Origin of the sequence: Martelella lutilitoris, assembly GCF_016598595.1 — a bacterium.
Lineage (GTDB): Bacteria > Pseudomonadota > Alphaproteobacteria > Rhizobiales > Rhizobiaceae > Martelella > Martelella lutilitoris_A.
Genome location: NZ_CP066786.1, coordinates 3934105 through 3957721 on the forward strand (window position 1 = coordinate 3934105; position 23617 = coordinate 3957721).

At 62.8% G+C, this 23617-nt stretch carries 22 protein-coding genes; 14 read left to right on the forward strand and 8 right to left on the reverse strand.

All coding sequences use genetic code 11. The features are described from left to right. The first annotated feature begins 204 nt into the window (after nucleotides 1-204). Genes modA through modC form a run of 3 tightly spaced genes read left to right on the forward strand, consistent with a single transcriptional unit; the run spans nucleotide 205 to nucleotide 2735 of the window. Entirely contained in the window at nucleotides 205-963 is a 759-nt protein-coding gene (modA, locus tag JET14_RS18645; RefSeq protein ID WP_200335485.1) for a molybdate ABC transporter substrate-binding protein, read from the forward strand. A gap of 33 nt (nucleotides 964-996) precedes the next feature. Continuing rightward, the gene (gene modB / locus JET14_RS18650) at nucleotides 997-1662 is read left to right on the forward strand and encodes a molybdate ABC transporter permease subunit (RefSeq protein WP_200335486.1); all 666 of its coding nucleotides are present in this window, start codon (nucleotides 997-999) and stop codon (nucleotides 1660-1662) included. After that, the gene (gene modC, locus JET14_RS18655; protein ID WP_200335487.1) at nucleotides 1659-2735 is read left to right on the forward strand and encodes a molybdenum ABC transporter ATP-binding protein; all 1077 of its coding nucleotides are present in this window, start codon (nucleotides 1659-1661) and stop codon (nucleotides 2733-2735) included. The genes modB and modC overlap by 4 nt, the downstream gene beginning before the upstream one ends. Nucleotides 2736-2977: 242 nt before the next feature. Here the strand turns inward: modC and JET14_RS18660 are convergent, their stop codons facing one another. The 7 genes from JET14_RS18660 to JET14_RS18690 all read right to left on the reverse strand — a co-directional run bounded on the left by JET14_RS18660 (nucleotide 2978) and on the right by JET14_RS18690 (nucleotide 10218). Further along, nucleotides 2978-3913, reverse strand: a complete 936-nt coding sequence (locus JET14_RS18660; RefSeq protein ID WP_200335489.1) for a LysR family transcriptional regulator — start codon at nucleotides 3911-3913, stop codon at nucleotides 2978-2980. Nucleotides 3914-3948: 35 nt separating this feature from the next. Then, on the reverse strand, nucleotides 3949-5382 hold the full coding sequence (locus tag JET14_RS18665) for an aminobutyraldehyde dehydrogenase (protein WP_200335491.1): 1434 nt from the start codon (nucleotides 5380-5382) through the stop codon (nucleotides 3949-3951). A 194-nt stretch (nucleotides 5383-5576) separates the two neighbouring features. Then, on the reverse strand, nucleotides 5577-6608 hold the full coding sequence (locus tag JET14_RS18670) for an ABC transporter ATP-binding protein (protein ID WP_200335493.1): 1032 nt from the start codon (nucleotides 6606-6608) through the stop codon (nucleotides 5577-5579). A gap of 10 nt (nucleotides 6609-6618) precedes the next feature. Next, nucleotides 6619-7422 (reverse strand): ABC transporter permease, encoded by an 804-nt coding sequence (locus JET14_RS18675; RefSeq protein ID WP_200335495.1) that lies wholly within the window; start codon nucleotides 7420-7422, stop codon nucleotides 6619-6621. Next, on the reverse strand, nucleotides 7415-8242 hold the full coding sequence (locus tag JET14_RS18680; RefSeq protein WP_200335497.1) for an ABC transporter permease: 828 nt from the start codon (nucleotides 8240-8242) through the stop codon (nucleotides 7415-7417). Before JET14_RS18680 ends, JET14_RS18675 begins: the two co-directional genes overlap by 8 nt. A 432-nt stretch (nucleotides 8243-8674) precedes the next feature. After that, nucleotides 8675-9706 (reverse strand): ABC transporter substrate-binding protein, encoded by a 1032-nt coding sequence (locus JET14_RS18685; RefSeq protein WP_200335499.1) that lies wholly within the window; start codon nucleotides 9704-9706, stop codon nucleotides 8675-8677. Between the two features lie 35 nt (nucleotides 9707-9741). Beyond that, complete coding sequence (locus tag JET14_RS18690; protein ID WP_200335501.1) at nucleotides 9742-10218, reverse strand: DUF3830 family protein; 477 nt, start codon at nucleotides 10216-10218, stop codon at nucleotides 9742-9744. 180 nt (nucleotides 10219-10398) lie between these two features. On the opposite strand from JET14_RS18690, the gene JET14_RS18695 reads away from it, so the two are divergent. From JET14_RS18695 to JET14_RS18745, 11 genes are all read left to right on the forward strand, one after another. Continuing rightward, nucleotides 10399-11013, forward strand: coding sequence for a DsbA family protein (locus JET14_RS18695; protein ID WP_200335503.1), 615 nt, complete (start codon nucleotides 10399-10401; stop codon nucleotides 11011-11013). A 128-nt stretch (nucleotides 11014-11141) separates the two neighbouring features. After that, the gene (locus JET14_RS18700) at nucleotides 11142-12944 is read left to right on the forward strand and encodes an adenine deaminase (protein ID WP_200335511.1); all 1803 of its coding nucleotides are present in this window, start codon (nucleotides 11142-11144) and stop codon (nucleotides 12942-12944) included. Between the two features lie 392 nt (nucleotides 12945-13336). Then, on the forward strand, nucleotides 13337-14491 hold the full coding sequence (locus JET14_RS18705; protein ID WP_200335513.1) for a Gfo/Idh/MocA family protein: 1155 nt from the start codon (nucleotides 13337-13339) through the stop codon (nucleotides 14489-14491). A 2-nt stretch (nucleotides 14492-14493) separates the two neighbouring features. Further along, nucleotides 14494-15651: a dihydrodipicolinate synthase family protein gene (locus JET14_RS18710; RefSeq protein ID WP_200335515.1), complete on the forward strand. Its 1158-nt coding sequence runs from the start codon at nucleotides 14494-14496 to the stop codon at nucleotides 15649-15651. Between the two features lie 4 nt (nucleotides 15652-15655). Beyond that, nucleotides 15656-16483 (forward strand): sugar phosphate isomerase/epimerase family protein, encoded by an 828-nt coding sequence (locus JET14_RS18715; protein WP_200335517.1) that lies wholly within the window; start codon nucleotides 15656-15658, stop codon nucleotides 16481-16483. A 160-nt stretch (nucleotides 16484-16643) separates the two neighbouring features. Then, the gene (locus JET14_RS18720) at nucleotides 16644-17654 is read left to right on the forward strand and encodes a Bug family tripartite tricarboxylate transporter substrate binding protein (protein WP_200335519.1); all 1011 of its coding nucleotides are present in this window, start codon (nucleotides 16644-16646) and stop codon (nucleotides 17652-17654) included. A gap of 233 nt (nucleotides 17655-17887) precedes the next feature. Continuing rightward, a complete protein-coding gene (locus JET14_RS18725) occupies nucleotides 17888-18388 on the forward strand; it encodes a tripartite tricarboxylate transporter TctB family protein (protein WP_200335521.1) in 501 nt (166 codons plus the stop codon). Then, on the forward strand, nucleotides 18385-19929 hold the full coding sequence (locus JET14_RS18730; protein ID WP_200335523.1) for a tripartite tricarboxylate transporter permease: 1545 nt from the start codon (nucleotides 18385-18387) through the stop codon (nucleotides 19927-19929). The genes JET14_RS18725 and JET14_RS18730 overlap by 4 nt, the downstream gene beginning before the upstream one ends. 11 nt (nucleotides 19930-19940) lie before the next feature. Beyond that, the gene (locus JET14_RS18735) at nucleotides 19941-20609 is read left to right on the forward strand and encodes a TetR/AcrR family transcriptional regulator (protein ID WP_246750377.1); all 669 of its coding nucleotides are present in this window, start codon (nucleotides 19941-19943) and stop codon (nucleotides 20607-20609) included. A 76-nt stretch (nucleotides 20610-20685) separates the two neighbouring features. After that, nucleotides 20686-22044, forward strand: a complete 1359-nt coding sequence (locus tag JET14_RS18740; protein WP_200335525.1) for an enolase C-terminal domain-like protein — start codon at nucleotides 20686-20688, stop codon at nucleotides 22042-22044. A gap of 262 nt (nucleotides 22045-22306) precedes the next feature. Continuing rightward, complete coding sequence (locus tag JET14_RS18745; protein ID WP_081725895.1) at nucleotides 22307-22450, forward strand: DUF1127 domain-containing protein; 144 nt, start codon at nucleotides 22307-22309, stop codon at nucleotides 22448-22450. 248 nt (nucleotides 22451-22698) lie between these two features. Here JET14_RS18745 and JET14_RS18750 read toward each other — a convergent pair whose 3' ends face one another. Beyond that, the gene (locus JET14_RS18750) at nucleotides 22699-23499 is read right to left on the reverse strand and encodes a metallophosphoesterase family protein (protein ID WP_200335527.1); all 801 of its coding nucleotides are present in this window, start codon (nucleotides 23497-23499) and stop codon (nucleotides 22699-22701) included. Between the last annotated feature and the right edge of the window lie 118 nt (nucleotides 23500-23617).

Here is a 23617-nt window from a genome sequence, read left to right on the forward strand (position 1 = left end):
CTCCGTCCCGTTTCCTGCCGCTCGGTCTGCGCTTCTCGGCGATGACGGCTCACCTTTTAATCCATTTAAAGGTTTGCGCGAACCGACATTTCGCTGCGATTGCCGAAATTTTAACCGGCCGGGCGCGTTCTTTGACAATAGTGGTTTGACGCAGGCCGCGCGGCGATGCACTCTCGTCGGCATTCTTCACGTGCAAGCGCCATCATGAAAAAAAAGCCCCTGTTCATCGCCCTCCTCGTCATCGCCTCGGCCTTTGCCGCAACGCGTCCCGCCTCCGCCGAGACGGTCAATGTCGCCGTAGCCGCCAATTTCACGGCGGCGGCCGAGGAGATTGCCGCCCTCTTTGCCGCGGAGACCGGGCATGAGGCGGTTCTCAGCTTCGGCTCAACCGGCAGGCTCTACGCCCAGATCCTGCACGGCGCGCCGTTTTCCGTCCTTCTCGCCGCCGACCAGGAGCGACCGCGCCTTGCCGTCGAGGCCGGGCTTGCGCTTGCCGACAGCCGCTTCACATATGCGCTGGGCGCGCTGGTGCTCTTCAGCGCCGAGGAAGACCTCTTCGATGACGGCAGCATTCTGCAACGGCCCGCCGATTTCAACCGGCTCGCCATCGCCAATCCGGCCTCCGCGCCCTATGGCGCTGCCGCCGTTGAAACGCTTGAAGCCCTGAAGCTCTACGACAGGCTGAAGGACCGGATCGTGCAGGGTGAAAACATCACCCAGGCCTTCCAGTTCGTGGCAACCGGCAACGCCGATATCGGCTTCGTCGCTCTCTCCCAGGTTGCCGGACGTGAAGGCGGATCGCGCTGGCGCGTGCCGCAGGATCTCTACAAACCGATCGCCCAGGATGCCGTGCTTCTGAACTCCGGCGCGGACAATCCGGCGGCGGTTTCGTTCATGGCGTTTCTGAAAAGCGACGCCGCACACAAAATAGTCCAGAACCACGGCTACCAGATCGCCCCGTGATTCCCGAGGTTACCGGCCGAGCAAGGAGGAGAGATGGGGGAAGCCGTATTTCTGACGCTGAAACTGGCGGCCGTCACCACGTTCTTCCTCATGCTCTTCGGCGTGCCGCTCGCCTGGTGGCTGGCGCGGTCGCAGCGGTGGTGGAAGGAAGTGGTCGGCACGATCGTGGCGCTGCCGCTGGTGCTGCCGCCGACGGTGCTCGGCTTCTACCTCCTGATCGCGCTTGCCCCCCAGAGCCCGCTTGGCGAGGCGATCAAGGCGGTAACGGGTTTCTCCCTGCCCTTTACCTTCGCCGGGCTGGTTGTAGGCTCGGTAATCTATTCCCTGCCCTTTGCCGTACAGCCGGTGCGCAACGCCTTCGAGGCAATCGGAAATGATCCTCTGGAGGCGGCGGCAACGCTCAGGGCCGGACCGTTCGACCGGTTCTTCAACGTCGCGCTTCCCCTTGCGCGCCCCGGCCTCTTGACCGGCGCGATCCTCGGCTTTGCCCACACCGTCGGCGAGTTCGGCGTGGTGCTGATGATCGGCGGCAATATTCCAGGCGAAACGAAGGTTCTTTCCGTCGCGATCTATGATTATGTCGAGACGTTGCAGTGGCAGAAGGCTCACATCCTTGCCTTCGGCATGGTGGCCTTCTCCTTTGCCGTCATCCTGTCGACTATGCTGATCGAGCGTCATGTCCGGAGGCGGTTTCCATGAGTGATGTCATGCTGGAGGCCCGTTTCGCCGGAACGCTCGGCGCATTTTCGCTGGATGCGGCGTTCGACTTTCCGCAAAACGGGGTGACAGCGCTTTTCGGTCCCTCGGGCTGCGGCAAGACGACGCTTCTGCGGTGCTTTGCCGGCCTTGAACACCTCAAGGACGGCACATTCTCGATCGACGGCGAGGTCTGGCAGGACGGAAGACGCTTCCGGCCCGCACACCGGCGCGCCGTCGGCTACGTCTTCCAGCATGCCAATCTTTTCCAGCATCTGACGGTAAGGAACAATCTGCGTTTCGCCATGAAACGGGCCAGAGGCGAAAGCGCCGGCCGTTTCGACGAACTGACATCCCTTCTCGGCCTCGAAGACCTTCTCGAACGCACACCGGGCCGGCTTTCCGGCGGCGAGCGCCAGCGCGTCGGCATTGCCCGGGCGCTGCTGTCCGCCCCGCGCCTGCTTTTGATGGACGAACCGATGTCTGCGCTCGACCTGCAGGCCCGCCAGGACATTTTCCCTTATCTGGAAAACCTCCGCCACACGCTCTCCATTCCCGTGCTTTACGTCACCCACGCGCCGGAGGAAGTGGCGCGCTTCACCGATCATCTCGTGGTCTTGCGCGAGGGACGGGTGATTGGCGCCGGACCGACGCCGGAGACGCTTGCGCGGCTCGACCTGCCGATCGCTCACGAGCGCCGGGCCGGCATCGCCGTCGACGCCACAATCGCCGATATCGACCTGAAATGGCATCTGGCGCTCGCCAAGTTCGACGGCGGCGCGCTGTGGGTCAGCGACACCGGAAAGGCGGTGGGCGAGTGCGTGCGGCTGATGATCCATGCCCGCGACGTCTCGATCGCGCTTGTCGAAAATCCCAAGGTCTCGATTGTCAACCGCGTTCCGGCGACGATCCGCCAGATCAGCCGAAGCGAAGACCCGTCCGTACACGTGATCACGCTCGCAATAGGCAATACGATCATCATGGCCCGCGTGACGGCGCGCTCCTCTTACCTGCTCGACCTGAAGCCAGAAATGAAGGTTTTCGCGCAGATCAAATCCGTGGCGGTCATCAGCTAGAGCGCCATGCGTCCATTCGGCCGCACAAAGGACGCTTTAACCTCTTGAATCTACGCATCGTGCTTTCCGAAAATCGATTCCGATTTTCGGGCCGATGCGCTAGAGCTGAACGGCGTTTAACCGAAACATCTTGCCGCTCCCTCTATCTGTTTCACCGCCTTTTCGGGGAAGCCGGTTGAAATCAACCGACCGGGGGATGCTTGCAATCGAGCCAGACGCTTCTCAGCCGGAGAACCGCTCTTTCAAGGGGTCGGCGGCACCCAGGCGCTTTCGGACGCCGCCCGTTCGCAGAATGCGGCGGCGCTCTTGCGGGCCTCCTCAGCGACGGCTCTGAGAATATTCTGGCCGACGGCGGTCTGGTAGCTCGCAACGATCGGCATCGGCGGAAACGGTTTTGCAACATTCACGCGGCAAAGCAGCCGATTTTCAAGTTCGCGCGCGATCGCGACGGAGGGAATGGCGGCGACGCCGAATCCGCCGATCAGAAGATTGATCATGGCAAAAAGAGAGTTGGAACTGGTGAGCTTGGAGGCCAGCACCCGCTCGTCCTGAAAATAGGGCGCCACATAGGCATAGGGCGGCGTGCCCTTGGGAAAGGTGATGATCGGCATGTTCGACAATTCGTCGACGCTGTAGGTGGTCTTCTCGTCGATCACCGCAGGCGCTGCCGCCCAGACCATCTCGTAATAGCAGATGATGAAGGAGCGGAAATTATCGCCGATCGCCGGCTCGATGCCGAAGATCAGGTCGAATTCGCCGCGCGAAAGGCCGGCAACCAGATCACGCGTGCCCTCGATGGTGAGCTCCACCCTGAGATTGGGCATGGCCTGGCTGAGCGCCTCGATGAAATCCGGCATCCAGGTGGCGACCACGGAATCGATCGCGCCGATGCGCACGATATAGGCTGCATCGCTGCCGCCCTCCTTCAGGTCGGATCTGAGGGCATTAAGCTTTTCCAGGACATCCTGAAACACGATCAGCGCCTCTTCGCCCGCCGGCGTCAGGCGGAACTCGCGGTCGCCGCGCTCCACCAGCCGGCAGGCATATTCGCGCTCCAGAATGGCGAGACGCGAGGAAATGGCCGGCTGCGTCGTGTTCATCTCCTGCGCCGTCCGGCCGAAATGCCGATTGCGTGCCAAGGCAACGAAGGTGGCCATGTCGATGATGCGCATGGGCATCTATTACCAGCCTCCCTCGCCGCAGACAATCAGGCTCAGTCGAGCGCGGTCATCACATGGCGGACCTGGGTATAGTCGAGGAGCGACTGCATGGAGAGATCCGAGCCATAGCCTGAATTCTTCATACCCCCATGGGGCATCTCGGTTGCGAAGACGCCGTGGGTGTTGATCCAGGTGACGCCGTATTCGAGCGCGCCGGCAATGCGCGCCGCACATGCGCTGTCCTTCGACCAGACGGAGGAGGCGAGACCGTATTCCGAGGCATTGGCGATGGCGAGCGCTTCCTTGTCGTCGGCGACGCTTGTGAGCGAAATCACCGGGCCGAAGACCTCCTTCTGCACGATCTCGGCTTCGGCACGCGCTTCCACCAGCGTCGGCTCAAAGAAATAGCCGTCGCCTTCCGGCGCCTTGCCGCCGGCAAGCACGATGCCGCCCTCGGCTTTCGCGCGCTCGACAAAACCGGCAATGCGGTCGCGGTGGCGGGCGGTGATGACGGGGCCGAACTCGACATCGTCGCGTTCCGGCGCGCCATAGGTGAGATCGCCGATCATGGCGACCAGACGTTCTTTCAACTCGTCAGCGCGCGACTGGACGACGAGGATGCGGCAGGCGGCGGTGCAGTCCTGTCCTGCATTGTAGAAACTCGCCTCGCGCAGCGTCGCGACAAGCTTATCGAGATCGGCATCGTCGGCGACGATCACCGGCGCCTTGCCGCCCAATTCCAGATGGGTGCGCTTGATCATGGGGCCGGCGGCCGCCTGGAGCACGGCGCGGCCGGTGCGGACATCCCCCGTCAGGGAAATCATCCGCACCCGATCGTGCGAGATCAGCTTCTGGCCGACGTCGAGGCCGTTGCCGAGCACGACATTGATGACGCCCGTCGGCAGGAGATCGCCGATGATTTCGGCAAGCTTCAGCAGGCTGAGCGGCGTATGCTCGGACGGCTTGATCACCACCGTATTGCCGGCGGCAACGGCGGGCGCGATCTTCCACGCCGCCATCAACAGCGGGTAGTTCCACGGCGCGATCTGGGCAATCACGCCGACCGGATCGCGCCGCATCATGCTCATCATCGCGGACGAGCGGTAGTGACCGGCGGCCGATGCCGGCATATTGCGGATCGCGGACGCAAAGAAACGGAAGACGTCGGCGACATTGGCCAGTTCGCCCGCGACGACGAAACGCAGCGGCTTGCCGGCATTGACGGATTCGATTGCCGCCAGTTCGCCATTGCCTTCCACCTTGTCGGCGATGGCGTTGAGGGCTTTTGCCCGTTCCCTCGGCGTCGTCAGCGCAAAGCCGTTCCGCGCGGCGTCGGCGGCTTCGACCGCGCGGTTGATCTGCGCTTCGCTCGCAGAGGCGACATCCGCGAGCTTTCGGCCGGTCGCGGGCTCGAACGCGGTTTCAGGACTGCCTTCGCCGGCCTCGAACCGGCCATTGATGAAAAGTCGCGTTTCGAAATCCGACATGGGATCTTCCTTCGGTTGGGATCAGGCGTTCTAGTGGTCCGATTCCAACATTTGGTTCCCGTTTCAGCGACCTCGGTGCCAAATGTTGGAATCAACAGGACCACTAGTAAGTTTATGTTTCTAGTGGAATTTTCGAATTTGACATTTGATGTATGCGCTCGCTGCGACGGGAATCAAATGTCAAATTCATTCCACTAGCGATCAAGAACGCGGATGCGGTCGGGCGCTATGGAAAGCATCACGTCTTCGCCCGGCTTCAGCACGATCTCGTTTGCCGTCAGCATGCGGATGGTCTGGCCGGCAAGCGAAAGGACATAGCGGTTGCGCCCGCCGAGATAGACGCGGGTCCTGACCCTGGCCTTCAGACCCCCGCCATCGGCAGCCACGCCGAGATCCTCCTGCCGGAGCGCGACCGAGACCGGGCCGTCCGGCCTGTCGGAAACCGGCAGCGCAAGCCGTTGCCCGTCTTCCAGAACCGCATCCCCCGCCTCGACCGTGGCCGGCAGAATATTGGCCGAACCGATGAAGCCGGAGACGAATTCGGTGGCGGGCTCGGCATAGATCGCCTCCGGCGCCCCTTCCTGTTCCACCTTTCCGGCATTCAGCAACACGACCCGGTCGGAAAGGCTCAAGGCCTCCTCCTGGTCGTGGGTGACGAACAGCGTCGTCAGGCCGAGGCGGCGGTGGATCTCGATCAGCTCCACCTGCATGTCCTCGCGCAAACGCGCGTCGAGATTGGAAAGCGGCTCGTCGAGCAGCAGCACTTTCGGGTTCGAGACGATGGCGCGGGCAAGGGCCACGCGCTGCTGCTGGCCGCCGGAAAGCTGGCGCGGGAAACGGTCGGAAAGATGCGGCAACTGCACGGTCTCAAGCGCGTCCTTCACCCGCTGGTCCTGTTCGGCGCGCGTGCCGATGCGGCGCATGCGCAGGGGAAAACGGACGTTTTCATAGACGTTGAGATGCGGCAGCAGCGCATAGGACTGGAACATCATCGCGATGTCCCGGCGCTCCGGCGGCAGGTTGGTGACGTCCTGATGGTCGATGACCACGCGCCCGGCAGACGCCGCTTCCAACCCGGCGACGGTGCGCAACAGCGTGGTCTTGCCGCAGCCCGAAGCGCCCAGGAGGCTGACGAATTCGCCGGAGGAGAGCTGGAGGTCAATGCCGTGAAGCACTTCCACATGGCCATAGGATTTTCTGATCCGGTCGAGATGAATGTCTGACATGATTGTGTTCCTATGCGCTCGCGAACTTGCCGATTCCGAGAACGCGGTCGATCACGAGAATGAGCAGAACGGTAAGCGCGATCATGATCGTGGAGACCGCGGCGACGGAGGGGTCGGGACTGAATTCGAGCTGGCCGTAGATCTGTACCGGCAGCGTGGTCAGGTCCGGCGTTCTAAGGAAGAGCGACAGCACCGCCTCGTCGAAGGATATGTTGAAGGCGAAGAAGGCCCCTGCGGCAAGGCCTGGCCGGCATTGCGGCAGCACCACGAAGAAGAGACGCTGGATGCGCCCGGCCCCCATGGTGCGCGCCGCCTCCTCGATGAAGGGATCGGATTCCGTCAGCACGGCAAGCGTGGTGCGCACCACATAGGGCAACGTGATCGCCGTATGGCCGATCCAGAGCGTGACGAAGGAAACACGACCGAAGGCGGCGCTCCAGAACATCAACAGGCCGATGGCATAGATGATCGTCGGCAGGATCAGCGGCGACAGGAAAAGAGCGCCGAGAAGCTCCGATTTCGGCAATTGCCGCCGGTGGATCGCGATCGCCGCCGCCCCGCCGATGATGACGGCCGAAAGCGTGACCAGAAGCGCGATCGCCAGGCTGAGCCCGGCCGAGCCGAGATAGGCATCCGACGACAGAACCTTTCGGTACCATTCCAGCGAGAAATCCCTTGGCGGGAAGGCGATGAACTGGTTGGCGGAAAAGGACGTGCCGACCACCACGATCAGCGGCGCGAGCATCAGCACGACGATGAGCGCGATGAAGACATAGGTCGCAATCTTGAGCCAGAGCGGAACCGCCTTAACCATGCCGGCCTCCCGTGAGCCTGAAATAGGGAATGAGGGTCAGTGCGATACCGAGGAACAGGATGACCGCCTGAGCAGCGGCGAAATGCCAGTCGAGCGTCTGCGTTACCGAGGAATATATCGAGGAGGCCAGAACCTGCAGCCTGGGGCCTCCGAGAAGACTCGGCGTGACGAAGGAGCTCGCGGAAAGCGTGAAGGCGAGCAGCGAGCCGGCGGCAATCCCCGGCATGGACAGCGGCAGCACAACGTGACGGAAGGACTGGAGAAAATTGCAGCCCATGGTGCGCGCGGCCTCTTCCAGCCGCTGGTCGATCCGCGTGATCACGCCGAGGATCGACAGCGTCATGAAGGGCAGCAAAACCTGCACCATGCCGATGACGATCGCGGTCTCGGTCCGCATCAGGGTGAAATTGCGCTTGACCAAGCCGAGATCGTAGAGCGTGCCGGAAACGATGCCGCCGCGCTCGAAGATCACCATCCAGCCGAAGGTGCGGATGACGACGCTGGTCATCAGCGGCAGCAGGATGACGATGATCAGCCACAGCCGTGCGCGCGGTCCCGTCCGCGCCATGATATAGGCCAGCGGAAAGCCGACCAGCGCGGAAACCAGCGTGATGATGAAGGAGAGCCGGATCGTGCGCCACAAGACGCCGAGATAATATGGCTCGCTGACAAATTGGGCGAAATGGGCAAGCGTGAAGCCCCCCTCCTCGGCCATCACCGAAAGCCCGAGCATGCGGGCAATCGGGAGAAAGAAGGCGAGCGCCAGCAGCAGAAGCCCGGGCGAAACCAGGAGCGCGTTTTCTGCACGGTCAGTGTTCATCCACGTTCCTTCTGACGGTGGGGACAATCGCAATATCCACCTTCCGCGCAAAAAGCGCGAGCCTTTCCGAAGGTGATAGCGCCGAGACCTGGCCCCCTCACGGGTTTTTCATCGAGGGGGGCTGCCGCAGGTCGCCTTGCAGCACAGCCTCCGCACTTTCCCGCTCCGGAAGGGCGCGATATCGAGGCAGCCAGGGGGACGAGCGTCGGCACGGGCGCTCTCACAACATTGAAAGGCCGCGTCTCCCTCGCTGCCCCTTCGGCTCATCTCTCCCGCAAGCGGGAGAGAATGGCAGGAACAAGCTGCAAGATTGATGCTCTTCCCCCAAGGGGCATGGCTTTCTCGCAATTCGACGGCCGGTTGCGACGCCGGGCGGTTTGTTCGCCCCGCATCCCGGTTGGAGGCGGGATACGGGGCGGGCGCACCCCATGATTATTGGGCGATGGCCTTGTTCCACTCGACGACCCAGTCGGCGCGGCTTGCCTCGATCACTTCCGGGTCGAAGCGCAGCAGGCTCTTCACGCCTTCCTCGCCATAGGCGACATCGGCGGCAACCTCTGCCGGCAGTTCGGTCTTGGCATTGGTCGGCGTATAGCGCAGCGCCTCGGCGAAGCAGGCCTGGGCTTCGGGCGAAAGCTCGACATCGATGAACTTCAGCGCCAGGTCTTCATTGTCGCGGCCGGCCACCAGATTGGCGGTGATGTAGCTTGCCGGCGTGCCTTCCGCGCCCTGCTGGAACTTGACCGGCAGACCAGCCTTTCTCAGCGTAAAGGCATAGTCGGAGGCATAAGGCGCAACGAAAGCTCCACCCTGCGCGAAGGACTGCTGGATTTCCGGCGACTTGGAAACGACATAGGCGCCGTTGTCGAGCATGGTTTTCACCGCGTCGAGGCCCGGCTGGATGTTTTCGAGGTCACCGCCGGCGACCTGGTTCAGCATCAGGAAGCCGAACAGGCCGTAGGTGTTGGAGATGTCGGTCAGCACCAGGCCTTCCGCCATTTCCGGCTTCATCAGGTCGGCCCAATTTGCCGGCGCTTCGGCAAGCTCGTCGCTGTTGTACAGCAGGCCGATGGCCGCGATCTGGTAGGCCGGGCCCTCGCCCTTTTCCATGTTGGCGCCGGCGAAGGGGTAGAGGTCGGCGGCATTCGAGAGTTTCGAGGGATCGATCGGCGCGAGCAGGCCCTCCTCGGCGCCGACGATCTCCTGACCGCCGGAAAAATGGATGACATCGAACTGCGGCGCGTCCTTCTGGGCACGCAGCTGGGCGAAGGCGTCCGCCGAATAGGCGGTGACGATCTTCACATCCGCGCCGGTCTCTGCCGTGAACGGCTCGATGACGCATTTGCGGTGGGCCTCTTCATAGGCGCCGCCAAAGGAGTTGATGGTGATTTCCGCCGCGACGGCAGAAGCCTGCGAGGCGGCGAGAACTGACACAGTCGCCAGCAGTGTGGTTACGCGTTTCATGCTATTCCCTTCCTCTTTTTTATGTTTCAGGGGATTCAGGCGAGACGCCCGACTTCCACCCGCTTTGCGCCTTCGATGCGGATGCGTTTGCACTGCTCGGCAACCGCATCAAGGTTTTCTGTCATTTTTCCGATATAGGTGCAGGAAATCCAGCCGGTCGGGCCAAAAGTACGCCCGCCTTGCCCATAGAACATGCCAAGCTCCCAGAACTCCGACGGATCGTTCTTGAAGAAGTTCTTGGGCTGGTAGAACCACAGCATTTCGCCGGGTTCGGGCAGGATCGTCTGGTTTTCCGGCGGCAGTTTCGTCGGGTCGAAATTGCGCGCTTCCTCAGGCAGGCCCATCATGATCTCGGGACCCGCGAACATGGCATGGGTCGCCGGCCACTGGATTGGCTTTTCGAGCGCGCCCCAGATGGCCTTGCAGGTCTCCGGCGCATTCTCCCAATAAAGAGAAATTATGCCCTGAACGTCGGCGTCTATGAATTTGAGGTAGAGTTTTCGGTCGTCCACTATGTCGCTCCCTCTATTTCCTTATGGTGAGTGAAGCGGAACAAGGCTGTCCATGTCCAATTTCAATTTCTCATATTTCGATAGAAAAATTTTATCATAAAGCGCCTCGCGCAAAGTTGATGGGCGGCAAGCCGGAAGCATCTCCTATACTCGGCGCTCATGCGATCAAAGGAGTTTCAGATGATGCAAAGACGCAGCCTGCTGAAGGGCGTCCTCGCTGGTTCGGGACTGGCGCTGTCGCCTTTCGGCGCAGCCCTCGCCCACGAACCGACGCCGCAGGAGGTTTTCGCGGACCCGAACGCGCCCGTCCTCGGCAACCCGGAAGGCGACGTTACCGTGGTCGAATATTTCGACTTTCAGTGCGCCTATTGCAAGCGCGACTACCCGATGGTGCGCGACGTCGTGGCAAAGGACGGCAATGTGAGGCTGGTAATGAAGGACTGGCCGATCTTCGGCGAAGTCTCCGTCTATGCTGCCCAGGCTGTTCAGGGCGCGGCGGCGCTCGGCGAATATGACACGGCGCTCAACGCGCTGATGACCGCGCAGGGACGTCTCACGCATGAGCGGATCGAGACGCTTCTGACCTCCGCCGGGCTGGATTTCGACGCCATTGCCGAGGCGGTGAAGGCGAACGAGAAGAAAATCTCCGACCTGCTCGATCGCAACTACCACCAGGCCGAAGCCTTCCAGTTCAACGGCACGCCCTCCTATGTCATCGGCCGCATGGTCTATCCGGGCGTGCTCGACAGGATCATGCTGGAGTCGGCGATCGCCGAGGCGCGATCGGCAGGCTGAACGCCGTAAAACCGCATGGACAGACCTTTGCAAGAAAGCTCTGGACCGTCCGCCGCGCCATGGTTAGCCTCCACGGCGAGAGCGTCCGTCCGTGACGCGCGCCAACCTGACCAGTACGAAGGCCGATCATGAGCAAGCTGACACGTTTTTCCGTCGCCCCACTTTCCGAAATGACGCGGCGGCTCGCCGACGTCGCCTTTGGCCGCGCGGAGCCCGACCTGGTCATCACCGGCGCGCGGGCGCTGTCGACCTATTCGGAACGCATGCTCGATGACCGCGAACTCTGGATTGCGGGCGGGCGCATCGCCGCGATGAAGCCGGCCGGAACCTATCGCGGCAAGGCGGCGAACGTCCACGATGTCAAGGGCGGCATCATTGCGCCCGGCCTGGTGGATCCGCATCTCCATATCGAATCCAGCATGGTCACGGCCTGCGCCTATGCCGAGGCAGCGCTTCTGAACGGCACCACGACGATCTTCTGCGACAGCCACGAAATCGGCAATGTCATGGATGTCGCGGGCGTGGAGGCGATGCTGGAGGATGCGCGCGAGGCGCCGCTTTCGATCTTCCTCACAGTTCCCAGCACGGTACCAGCCACCAGCCCCGGGATGGAAACGGCCGGCGGCGACCTGACGCCGGAAAAGATCGCTAAAATCTTCGACCGCTGGCCGGAGGCCGTAGCGCTCGGCGAGAAGATGGACTTCGTGCCGGTCGCCATGAGCGACGAGCGCTCGCATGCCATCATCGCCGAATCGCTGAAGCGCGGTCGGCCCGTCTCCGGCCATGTCTATGGCCGCGATTTCGTCGCGGCCTATGCGGCAGCCGGCGTGACCGATACGCATGAGGCGATCGATCGCGAGATCGCCAATGACCTGATCGAAGCCGGCGTCTGGGTCTTCCTGCGCGGTGGCCCGCCGACGACGCCCTGGCATTCTCTGCCCGAGGCGATCAAGGCCGTCACCGAGCTCGGCGCCTCGCACAAGCGGGTGGCCGTCTGCACCGATGACCGCGACGCCGACGACCTCCTGATGTTCGGCCAGGACTGGGTGACGCGCCAGGCGGTGAAGGCCGGCATCAAGCCGGAACAGGCCTGGTCGATGGGCTCGTTGCATGGTGCCACGCGTTTCGGCATGGGCGAGGAGATCGGCGGGCTCGGCGGCGGCAGACGCGCCGATATCGTGCTGCTGGACGACACGCTGAAGCCGGTCAACACCTGGTATGGCGGCGAGCTCGTTGTGGAAGACGAAAAAGTGACGCCGCTGCTCGATGAAGCGCTGTCGAAGCGTTATCGCTACCCGGAAGCCGCCTATCATACGGTGAAACTGCCGAAGGAGATCAAGCTGACGCCCGATCTTCCGACGAAGAAGGTCGTGGCCCACTGCATCCGCACCGAACTGCCGGGTATCACGCTGATCCACGACAGGATCGAGCTCGAACTGGCCAATGACTGGCAGGACCATTTCGACCGGCACGACCTCTGCTTCGTCTCGGTGATCGAGCGCCACGGCAAGTCCGACGGCAATGTCGCCAACGGCCTGCTTGCCGACTTCTCGCTGAAGCGCGGCGCCGTCGCCTCGTCCGTCGGCCATGACAGCCACAACATCATCGTCGCCGGCACCAACGAGGCCGACATGCAGGTGGCTGTGCGCGCCATCGAGGAGAGCCAGGGCGGCGTTTGCGTGGTCAATGAGGGCAAGGTCCGCGCCATGGTCGAACTGCCGATCGCGGGGCTTCTTTCCGACAAGCGCGTGAACGATGTCGCAGACGCCGTGCGCGTGCTGAAGCTCGAATGGGAGGAAGCGGGCTGCGCCATCCCCTATATGGGCTTCAACCTCATCCCGCTCTCCGTCATCCCCGAAATCCGCCTCACCGACAAGGGACTGGTTCTGGTGCCGGAGATGGAAGTGATCGACCTGTTCGAGGAGGTGTGAGGGCGCACACGACTTGTCCATTGCCGCATCTGTCCCGCCGGGATTTCGGTTCCCTGATGGTCGTTCACCACCCACTTGCGTCATGCTCGGGCCTGTCCCGAGCATCTAACCACGTCTGACGCGAGACGCGTTGGCGAACGAGTGACGTGACAGTTCAAGGTTTCATGACGCCGCAAACGCCTGTCGCCGGGCAGGGCGCTTGGGTCCTCGGCACAGGGCCCGAGGGTGACACCGAGAGAAAAGGGGCCTTCGATTGCCTTTTTACGCCCCGTTTCAATCGCCTGATCCCTGAAGTCACCTCCCATCCAGCACCCTGATTTTCCATCTTGTCCATCCTTGACCGATTTATTACTAACTGGTAGGTAATAAACAGGTTGATGGGAGGAGAATAAATGTCTGATACCAATCGTATCGGGATCATCATGCACGGCGTTACCGGCCGCATGGGCATGAACCAGCATTTGATCCGTTCGGTTCTGGCCATCCGCGATTCTGGCGGACTGCGCCTGAAAGACGGCTCCAGGGCGATGCCGGACCCGATCATTGTCGGCCGCAACGCCGCCAAGATCGAGGAACTGGCCAGGCGCCATAGCGTTGAGCGTTACACGACCGATCTCGATGCGGCCCTTGCCGATCCCTACAACATCATCTTCTTTGACGCGGCCTCAACCAAGCTGCGCCCGACATTGCTCAAGAAAGCGATTGATGCCGGCAAGCACGTCTACTCCGAAAAGCCCGTCTCCGAAGGCCTTGAGGAGGCCGTCTCGATCGCCCGCTACGCCAGGGAAAAGGGCGTCAAGAACGGGATCGTCCATGACAAGCTCGACCTGCCGGGCCTTCTCAAGCTGAAGCGGCTGCGCGACAACGGCTTCTTCGGCAAGATCCTCTCGGTGAAGGGCGAGTTCGGCTACTGGGTCTTCACCGGCGAGGACCAGCCGGCGCAACGCCCGAGCTGGAACTACCGCGCGGCAGATGGCGGCGGCATGGTCTCCGACATGCTCTGCCATTGGCGCTATGTGCTCGACAATGTGGTGGCGCCGGTCAAATCCGTGTCCTGCACCACCGCGACCCATATTCCGACCCGCTATGATGAAGACGGCAAGGCGTACGAGGCAACCGCCGATGACGCGGCCTATGCAACCTTCATGCTCGAAGGCGATATCGTTGCCCATATCAATTCGAGCTGGTGCACAAGAGTGCGCCGCGACGACCTTGTGACCTTCCAGGTCGACGGCACCCATGGCTCGGCCGTCGCCGGCCTGCACAAGTGCTATAGCCAGCACCGCGCCAACACGCCGAAACCTGTCTGGAACCCGGACGAGCCGCAGAAGATGAACTTCTTCGATGACTGGCAGGAAGTGCCTGACAACACCGTGTTCGACAACGGCTTCAAGGTGCAGTGGGAACAATTCCTGCGCCACGTTCTTGAAGACGCTCCCTTTGCCTACACGCTGAGCGAAGGCGCCAAGGGCGTGCAGCTTGCCGAGGCCGGCTACGAGAGCGCGCGCGAACGCCGCTGGGTTGACATCGAAGATCTGGGGATCTGATCATGACCGCTATCAAGCTTCCGACCGTTTCAGGCGGCCTCGAAACCTTCACCTTCTCCGGCAAGCCGGTCGCCGCAGACAAGGGCGAATGGAACCGTTCCGTTTTTGCAGCTGCCCATGTCGTCGTCGATCCGCTCGCCGACAACAATCCCTGGTCCGACTGCAATGTCGACTGGGACAGGACGCTCGCCTTCCGCCGCCATCTGTGGTCGCTCGGCTTCGGCGTGGCCGAGGCCATGGACACGGCCCAGCGCGGCATGGGCATGGACTGGCCGACATCGCTGGAACTGATCCAGCGCTCGGTGAAAGAGGCAAAGGCCGGCGGTCATTCGATCGCCTGTGGCGCGGGCACCGACCATCTTGATCCGGCTGACGCAAAGACCATCGATGACGTGATCGCGGCTTACGAAATGCAGTGCGAAGCGGTCGAGGCGACCGGCGGTCAGGTGATCCTGATGGCGTCCCGCGCACTCTGCCGGGTCGCCAAGAGCGCCGATGACTATGCCCGCGTCTATGGCCGCATCCTGCAGGGGCTCAGAAGGCCTGCCATTCTGCACTGGCTCGGCGAAATGTTCGATCCCGCGCTCGAAGGCTATTGGGCGAGCGCAGACCACATGACGGCGATGGACACCTGCCTGCAGGTAATCGCCGGCAACGCCGACAAGGTCGACGGCATCAAGATCTCGCTGCTTTCGGCCGAAAAGGAAATCGCCATGCGTCGCCGGCTGCCGGACGGCGTGAAGATGTATACCGGTGACGACTTCAACTACCCGGAACTGATTGCCGGTGACGACCAGGGCTACAGCCACGCGCTCCTCGGCATTTTCGATCCGATCGCGCCGGTGGCCGCCACCGGTCTTGCAGCCCTTGCCAAGGGCGACATGCAGCGCTGGAACGCGGTGATGGAGCCGACCGTGCCGCTCTCGCGCCACATCTTCAAGGCGCCGACGCGCTATTACAAGACCGGCGTCGTGTTTCTGGCCTATCTGATGGGCCATCAGGACCATTTCACCATGCTCGGCGGCCAGCAGAGCGCCCGTTCCGCGCAGCATCTGGCCGACGTCGTGCGCCTTGCCGACAAGGCCGGGCTGATCGCCGATGCCGACATGGCGGCAACGCGTACCGCCCGCGTGATGGCAACGTATGGCATAGGGACCTGAGCGCATGGAGACGATTACTCCCGAACGGCTTTCTCTGAACACCGCCACGACGCGCCCGCAATGGGCGCTCGACAAGGCGATCGACGGGGCCGCGCGCCACGGCCTGGGCGGCGTTTCGCCATGGCGCGACCAGTTGCAGGCACTCGGCGCGGAGAAAGCGGCGCGCCAGCTTCGCGAAGCCGGACTTTCCGTTTCCGGGCTCTGCCGCGGCGGCTGGTTCACGGCCGAAGGCGCCTTGACGAAGAGCGTGCTGGACGACAATCGCCGCGCCGTGGACGAGGCGGCAACCATCGGGGCGGTCTGCCTCGTCATGGTGGTCGGCGGACTTGCCCCCAGAAGTCGCGACCTTGAGGGCGCGCGGACCATGATCGAGGAAGGTCTCGGCAAAACGCTTGAGTTTGCCCGCACCGTCGGGGTGAAGATCGCCATCGAGCCGCTTCATCCGATGTATGCCGCAGACCGCGCCGCCGTGAACACCATGGCCCAGGCGCTCGACATCTGCGACCGGCTGGGCGACGGCATCGGCGTCGCCGCGGACGTCTATCACATCTGGTGGGACCCGGACGTCAAGGCACAAATCGCGCGCGCGGGCAAAGACCGGCTCATGGCCTTTCATCTATGCGACTGGCTGGTGCCGACCACCGACATGCTGAACGACCGGGGCATGATGGGTGACGGAGTGATAGATATTCCCGATCTGAGACAGGCTGTCGAAGCGGAAGGCTTTGCCGGCCTCAACGAGGTCGAGATCTTCTCGGCGGAGAACTGGTGGAAGCGCGATCCCGACGAGGTGCTGGAGACGATCATCGCGCGGGCCGCCGCTTACTGCTGAACGAGGAACATGCCTGCCCGCGCAGGCAGGTGGCTGCGCGCCGCGCTTTCAGGGAAGAGGAGTTCCCGGCGGCGGTGTGGCCCGGAAACTGCGCATTCGCCGCACCCGGCAGCAAGCCGGGCGCACTCAATCGACCATCCGGTCGTCAAGGGAGGAGACTATGCATACCACGTTCTTGAAGCTGGCCGTTTCCGCGGCCGCATTCGCCGTTATCGCCTCAGGCGCGGCAACCGCACAGACATGGGAGCCCGACCGCCCGATCAACATCATCGTGCCGTGGTCGGCCGGCGGCTCCACCGACCAGGTGACCCGCGTCGTCGCGCCGATCCTGGAAGAAGCGCTCGGGACCGAGGTCGTCGTCGTCAACCAGCCCGGCGCCTCCGGATCGATCGGCACCAAGGCGGCGCTTGACGCACCGCGCGACGGCTATACCTGGACGGCGAACGCGATCGCCAACAACGCGACCTATCAGGTCTCGGGCCTTCTGGAGGAATCCGGTATCGATGATTACCGGGTCTATCTTCATGTCGCCAATGCGCCGGTGATCTCGGTCAACGCCGACGCGCCCTACAAGGATTTCGGCGAGCTGCTGGAAGCCATGAAAACCGGCAATGTGACCGTCGGCACCGCCGGCGTCACCTCGTCGGGCGGCATGGCGCTGGCAGCGCTCAGGGATGCCGCCGGCGGCGACATGACCGCACGCATGGTGACCTATGACGGCGGCAATCCGGCCGTGATCGCAGCGGCCTCCGGCGAGGTCGACATGACCACGCAACTTGCCGTAGAGCAGACGGAGATGATCAAGGCCGGCCGCCTGCGCCCACTCGCCGTCATTTCCGACACGCCGCTCGAGATCGAAGGCCTGGAGCCGGTTCCACCGGTCACCAACTGGCTCGACATGCATGTCGCGCCCGATTATTTCGGCGTCTTCATCCCCGCCGGCGCGCCTCAGGAGGTCTACGATACCGTCGACCAGGTTTGGGAAGAGCATGTGATGAACGCTCCGGCACTGAAGAAATACGCCAATGAACGCGGCGCCATGTTCAATCCGAGTTATGGCGATCAGGCCCGCGAACGCGCCATGCCGGTGGTGATCTCGGAAGCCTGTGCGCTCAAATCGCGGGGCGAGGCCGTCAAGGACCCGTCGGAACTCGGCATCACCTGCGAATAGGGCCGTCCAGGAAAAGTGAAACCCGGTTTTCCGTCCGGACGCGCGGAAAAACAAAAGGTTAGGGCATGTCCGCGATGCAAGGAAACGCGGACATGCTCTGGCGCCGGGGCCGGAACTTGCGGCAGGGCCGGCAGGCCCTGCCCTCTTCTCTCGGCACATATGGTCGGGGCAAGGACTAAAGGCGTCCTCGCGCCCGCCGTCTCACTCACCCCCCCCGAAACCCGGAGGACGACATGCTGAAGTTACGTTCCGTAGACCTTACCGTGACCGTCATTCTTCTGGCGGTCGGCATTGCCCAGTTCGTCGGCGGTTTGACCATGGATAGGCTGGAGATGCGACGCATTCACCCCGCCAGCATTCCCGGCCTGCTGCCGATGATCCTCGGCATCGCCATCACGATTGTGGCCGGGCTGCAGCTCTGGGGCTTGATGCGCCGGGGGGACAATGATGACGGCGCCCATGTGTCCGGTTTCATTGCGCACACAGAGTTGCTGAAGCTTCTGGGCCTTATCGCGATCTGCGCCGCCTATGCGCTTTTTCTGGTCGGACGCATCCATTTCTGGGCGGCAAGCAGCCTGTTTGTCGCGAGCTTCATCATCATCTTCGAATTTTCCTCCGCCATGCCGCGCAGGGCGCTGTTGTTTATGATCGCGCGTGCCGTGATCATCGCCGTCGCCTTCGGGGGCGCGCTGTCATATCTGTTTGAGGATCTCTTTCTGGTGCGACTGCCATGAACACGGTTTTCGACGCGCTTCTCTCCGCTTTCGCCAACCTCTCGACGCCGATGATGCTGTTCAACGTCGTCTGGGCGACGCTGCTCGGCATATTCGTCGGCGCGCTGCCCGGCCTGACGGCAACCATGGGCGTCGCGCTTCTGACGACGCTGACCTATTCGCTCGACCGCGACGCGGCGATCCTGGTGCTGATCTGCATGTATGTGGGCGCGATCTACGGCGGCTCGCGCAGCGCCATCCTGCTCAATATTCCCGGAACGCCGGCAAGTGCCGCAACCGCGCTCGACGGGTTTCCGCTGGTGCGCCAGGGCAAGGGCGCGCTTGCCATGGCGATCGCGACGCTCGGCTCCATGCTCGGCACGCTGGTCGGCATTGTCATGCTGATCGCGATTGCGCCGCCCCTGGCGGAAGCCGCCTTCGGCTTCGGTTCCTATGAATTCTTCTGGCTGGCGCTGTTCGGCATCGTCATTTCCGGCCAGCTCACGCATTCCGGCGAGCCGCTGAAAGGGTATATGGCCGGCCTCATCGGGCTTTCGGTGGCGATGATCGGCTCGGAAGGCATTCATTCATACGTCCGTTTCAATTTTGACATCCAGCAGATGAATGGCGGCATCGACCTGATTCCGGCGATGGTCGGCGCTTTCGGCTTTGCCGAGGTTCTGTTCGCCATGACGCTGCCGGCCGCCCAGATGGTGGAGAAGAAATCCGTCCCCGCCCCGATCCGAGACCTGCTGAAAAGCGTGTGGCGCTACAAGCGCACCGTCTTCGAAAGCGGCGTGATCGGCACCCTGGTCGGCATCATTCCCGGCGTGGGCGAGGATATCGGCGCCTGGGGTTCCTACGCCGCCGCCAAGCGCCATTCGAAGGAGCGCGCGGAATTCGGCAAGGGCAGTCAGGAGGGTCTGATCGCCGCCGAAACAGGCAATTCCGCCGTGGTGCCGGGCTCTTTGATTCCGACGCTGACGCTTGGCGTCCCGGGCTCGGCTTCCGCCGCCGTGCTGATTGCGGCACTCTTCCTGCATGGGGTGCGCCCCGGCCCGATGATCATGTTCGACCAGCCGGAAATGATCTACACCATTGCCGTGATGCTGATCTTCGCGACGATTGCCATGGGCGTTTTCGGCATGGCGCTGACGCCGGTCTTCGTCCGCGTTCTGAAAGTGCCTCGCACCATCCTGATGCCCCTGGTTTTCTGCCTCTGCGTCATCGGGCCCTATGCGTTGACCCAGCGGATTTTCGATATCTGGGTCATGTTCTTCTTCGGCGTCGTCGGCTATGTGCTGCGCAGGCTGAACTATCCGATGGCCCCGCTCGTGCTCGGCATCATTCTCGGCAGCCTGCTCGACAAGAGCCTGAGACGCGGCCTCATTCTGTCGAACGGCGATATCACAGCCTTCTTCACACGACCGGTCTCGGCGGGCTTTGCGATCGTGATCGCTCTTATCATCCTGCTTTCTATCCCGCCGGTCCGTCGTCTTCTGCAGTTCAAACGCAGAGGCGGCAGTGCTAACAGTGAAGAGACAGGCAACGGCGCGGATTAGGGAGAAACGCGGTGGCGAGAAGCGGCAAGACGACGATAACAAGGGCAAGGCGGGGCGTGCGCGACGCGGAGGCCTCGCGCGCCGCAATCCTCCAGGCCGCGCTCGATGAATTTTCGTCCGTCGGCTATGACGGCGCGCGCGTCGACCGGATCGCCGCCGAGGCGGGGCTTTCGAAGCCGCTGCTCTACGACTATTTCGGCGACAAGGACGAGCTCTACAAGGCGGCGCTGCGGGAGGCCTATGTGCAGATCCGCGCCGGCGAGGAAAAACTCGCCCTCGACGCGCTTTCGCCGGAAGAGGCGGTCGCCGCGCTCGTGATGTTCACAATGACCCATTTCCGCACCCGACCCTGGTTCATCACCATGCTGAACACAGAGAACCTGCGGCACGGCTCTTCCGTCAGTGCCATCGGAGACCGGCGCGAAATCCAGTCGAAGCTTCTGGTCAAGCTTTCGGACGTGCTCGAGCGCGGTTGGGAGGACGGCGTCTTCAAGCGCCGCGCCAAGCCGCTCGAGGTCTATATCATGATCGCCTCGCTCTGCTATTTTCCGGTGTCCAACCGTTTCACGCTTGCCGAGGTCTTCGGTTTCGACACCAGCGAGCAGGGACTCAACGCTCACGCCAGACGCGCCACCGAGGCCGTGGTCGGCTGGCTGAGGCAAAAAGGGGAGGAGGCATGAAGCCTCTTGCCGTCGCCACAGCTAGGGCCAGCGCACCGTTCGCCAAAGCCCGTCATGGCGCGCTCGGGAGAGGCGGATGACGGACGCGCCGCGGCTTGAGGTCAACGCCGTCTCTTTCGCCACGCGGCGGGTCCGCTTCCGCCTGCCATTTCATTTCGGCAATAGCGTCGTCACCGAGACGGAAGAGGGCGTTGTCTCGCTGACGATCACCGTCGGCGGCAAACGGGCGGAAGGGCGCTCCGCCCAGCTTCTCGTGCCACGCTGGTTCGACAAGCGCGCCGTCCGCAGCAATGACGAGACAGTCGCGGATCTGCGCCTGTCGCTGGAGATTGCCTGCCGGCTGGCCGAGACCATTTCAGGGGAAACGATCGGCGAAGCGACAACCCGCCTGCGCGCCGGCACTGAAGCGGCGATGCCCGCCGGCACGCCGCGCCTTGCCGCCCATTTCGGCCCCGCCCTTGTCGAAATGGCGTTGATCGACGCGCTGTGCTTTGCCTTCGGCCTGAACTTCACCCAGGCTGCACGGGCCGATCTCTTCGGCGTGGCGGCCATGACGGCGCCCGATATCGCGCCGCAGACAATCACAGCGACGCTCGCCCGCATCGCCCCGCTGCCGGCGATCACGCCGCGCCAGACCATCGGTTTCGACGCTCCTTTGACGGCGGAGGCGGTGACCACGGACATGCCCGAAGACAGCCGTCCGGTCAGTCTTGAAGCGATCATCCGCGCCACCGGCATCCGCGCCTTCAAGATCAAGCTCAAGGGCGACCCGGACGCCGATATCGACAGGCTTTCGGCGATTGCCCGGATCGTGGGCGCCATGGACGGTTTGCGCGTGACGCTTGATGCCAACGAACAATACTCCGCTGCGCGGTTCGCCGGCTTTCTCGACCGGCTTGTTGCCGACGAGGCGCTGTCTTCCTTCCGCGAGGCGATTGCCTTCATCGAACAGCCTTTCGACCGGGAGGAAGCGCTTGCACAGGACATCACGCCGGAGATCGGACGTTTCCCGCTGATCATCGATGAAAGCGACGATCATGATGGGGCCTTTGCGAGCGCGCTGGAACGCGGCTGGTCGGGAACATCGATCAAATCCTGCAAGGGCGTTCTGCGCGCGCTTCTCAACTTCTGCCGCGTGCAGGCAGCCCGCGCCGAGGGCAGACGGGTCTTCATTTCGGCGGAAGACCTGACATGCCAGCCTGGCCTCTGCTGGCAGCAGGACACCCTGGTGGCGGCCACCCTGGGCCTCGCCGATGTCGAGCGTAACGGCCATCATTTCGCAGGCGGAATGCAGGGATGCGACGATCTGCAGAAGGCGCGTCTTCTTGCCGCCCATCCGGACATCTATACGAAGCAGAACAGCCAGATCGGCCTCAGGATCATCGACGGGACGATCGCGGTCGGCTCGCTCTTCGTCCCGGGATTCGGCCGTTAGTGCGCCCTGCGTCCATTCGAACGCACAAAGGACGCTAACCTGTTGAAACCACGCATCGTGCTTTCTCTTGCAGCCGCGGCCGCCTTCGGCGAACGACCGGCGCGACGCCCTCGCCCGCCATCTGCCCACATTTAAGGCATACAAAACGAGCCTTGCATTTTTTGCATAGGGGCATTGCTTTTGCCCCACTGCCTCATTGCAAAGCCACCGCGTATATAGGGATCAACAACAGCGAAGACGAAGCCAACACAGGAGACCGGAAATGAGCATGACCCGTTCGTTCAACAACTGGCTCAAATACCGCGAGACCGTGACCGAGCTTGGCCGCATGAGCAACCGCGAACTGCACGACCTCGGCATCAATCGCGAAGATATCCGCCGCGTTGCCCGCAAGGCCGCGTTCTAAGGAATTGACCCGGCCCGCCTGAGCGGGCCGCGGAAAAGTTTTCGGAGCCGCGCCCTCCTCCTCCCAGCGCGCTTCGATCTGGACCGGCGATCCTCCTCCTCCCAATCGCTGGTCACCATGATGACGCCCACCGGATCCTCCTCCCCCGGTGGGCGTTTTCTTTTGTGCAAACGACCCACGGCGCCGGTATCAGCAGGACCAGGCGGCTCGCGGTCTCGTCAATTGTATCATGACAGGATTCAGACGGCTCAGCGGGCAGGCTTGCCCGATGTGGCCTGGAGGAACTCAACCTCGCGATCCGGCCTGATGATGGCCGCCGTCAGGCGATCGGTGGCATAGGCGCCGGTGTCGATGGAGATCACGCCATTGGCCATCTGCGGCACCTGAACGATCGTGTGGCCGTGAACGATCCACTTCCCGTCACGGCGCGGCAGCTGGCCGAAGGCCTGATGCCCCCATGTGAGGTTTCGGGAAGACTGCTCGTCAAGCGGCTTGCGCGGATCGGCGCCGGCATGGACCACGGCCATGTTGCCGCTCGTCCAGACAAGCGGCATCTCCTTCAGCCAGTCGAGCCGCTCCTCTCCGAGCCGTTCAATCACCGCATCGCGCAGGCGCGGGATGTCTTTCCTGCCGTAGGCGTCCCCGGTCGGCCCGAAACTGGCGACGGTCTGCAGGCCGCCATAACGCAGCCAGCGCTCGCCATTCTGCAAAGGGTCGTCGAGAAACTCGAGAAACATCTCCTCGTGATTGCCCTTGAGGCAGATGACATCGGCACGTTCCTTTTGCCGGGCGAACAGCATGTCCAGAACCTTCGCCGAATGATCTCCGCGATCGACATAATCGCCGACATGCACCAGGGGCAGATCGGGCACTGTCCGATCGAGCTTTTCCCAAAGCCGCTCCAGGTTCTCGGCACAGCCATGAATGTCGCCGATCGCGACAAAGGCGCGGTCCGGCTTCGGCAGGCCGCCGCGAAAGGTCGGCGCCGGCTCCGGGCGCGGTGCGGATTTCGGCTTCGGCGAAGTGAACAGACGGCGCAGCGATTTCATCGGCGGAGCAGACCTCTCTTGGATGACAACCGGCCGGGCCCGCGGCCCGATCCGGTGACCCTAACACTAGGGTGAGGCTTGCTTCAGTTCAACATGATATACGGCGTCGCAACCGACA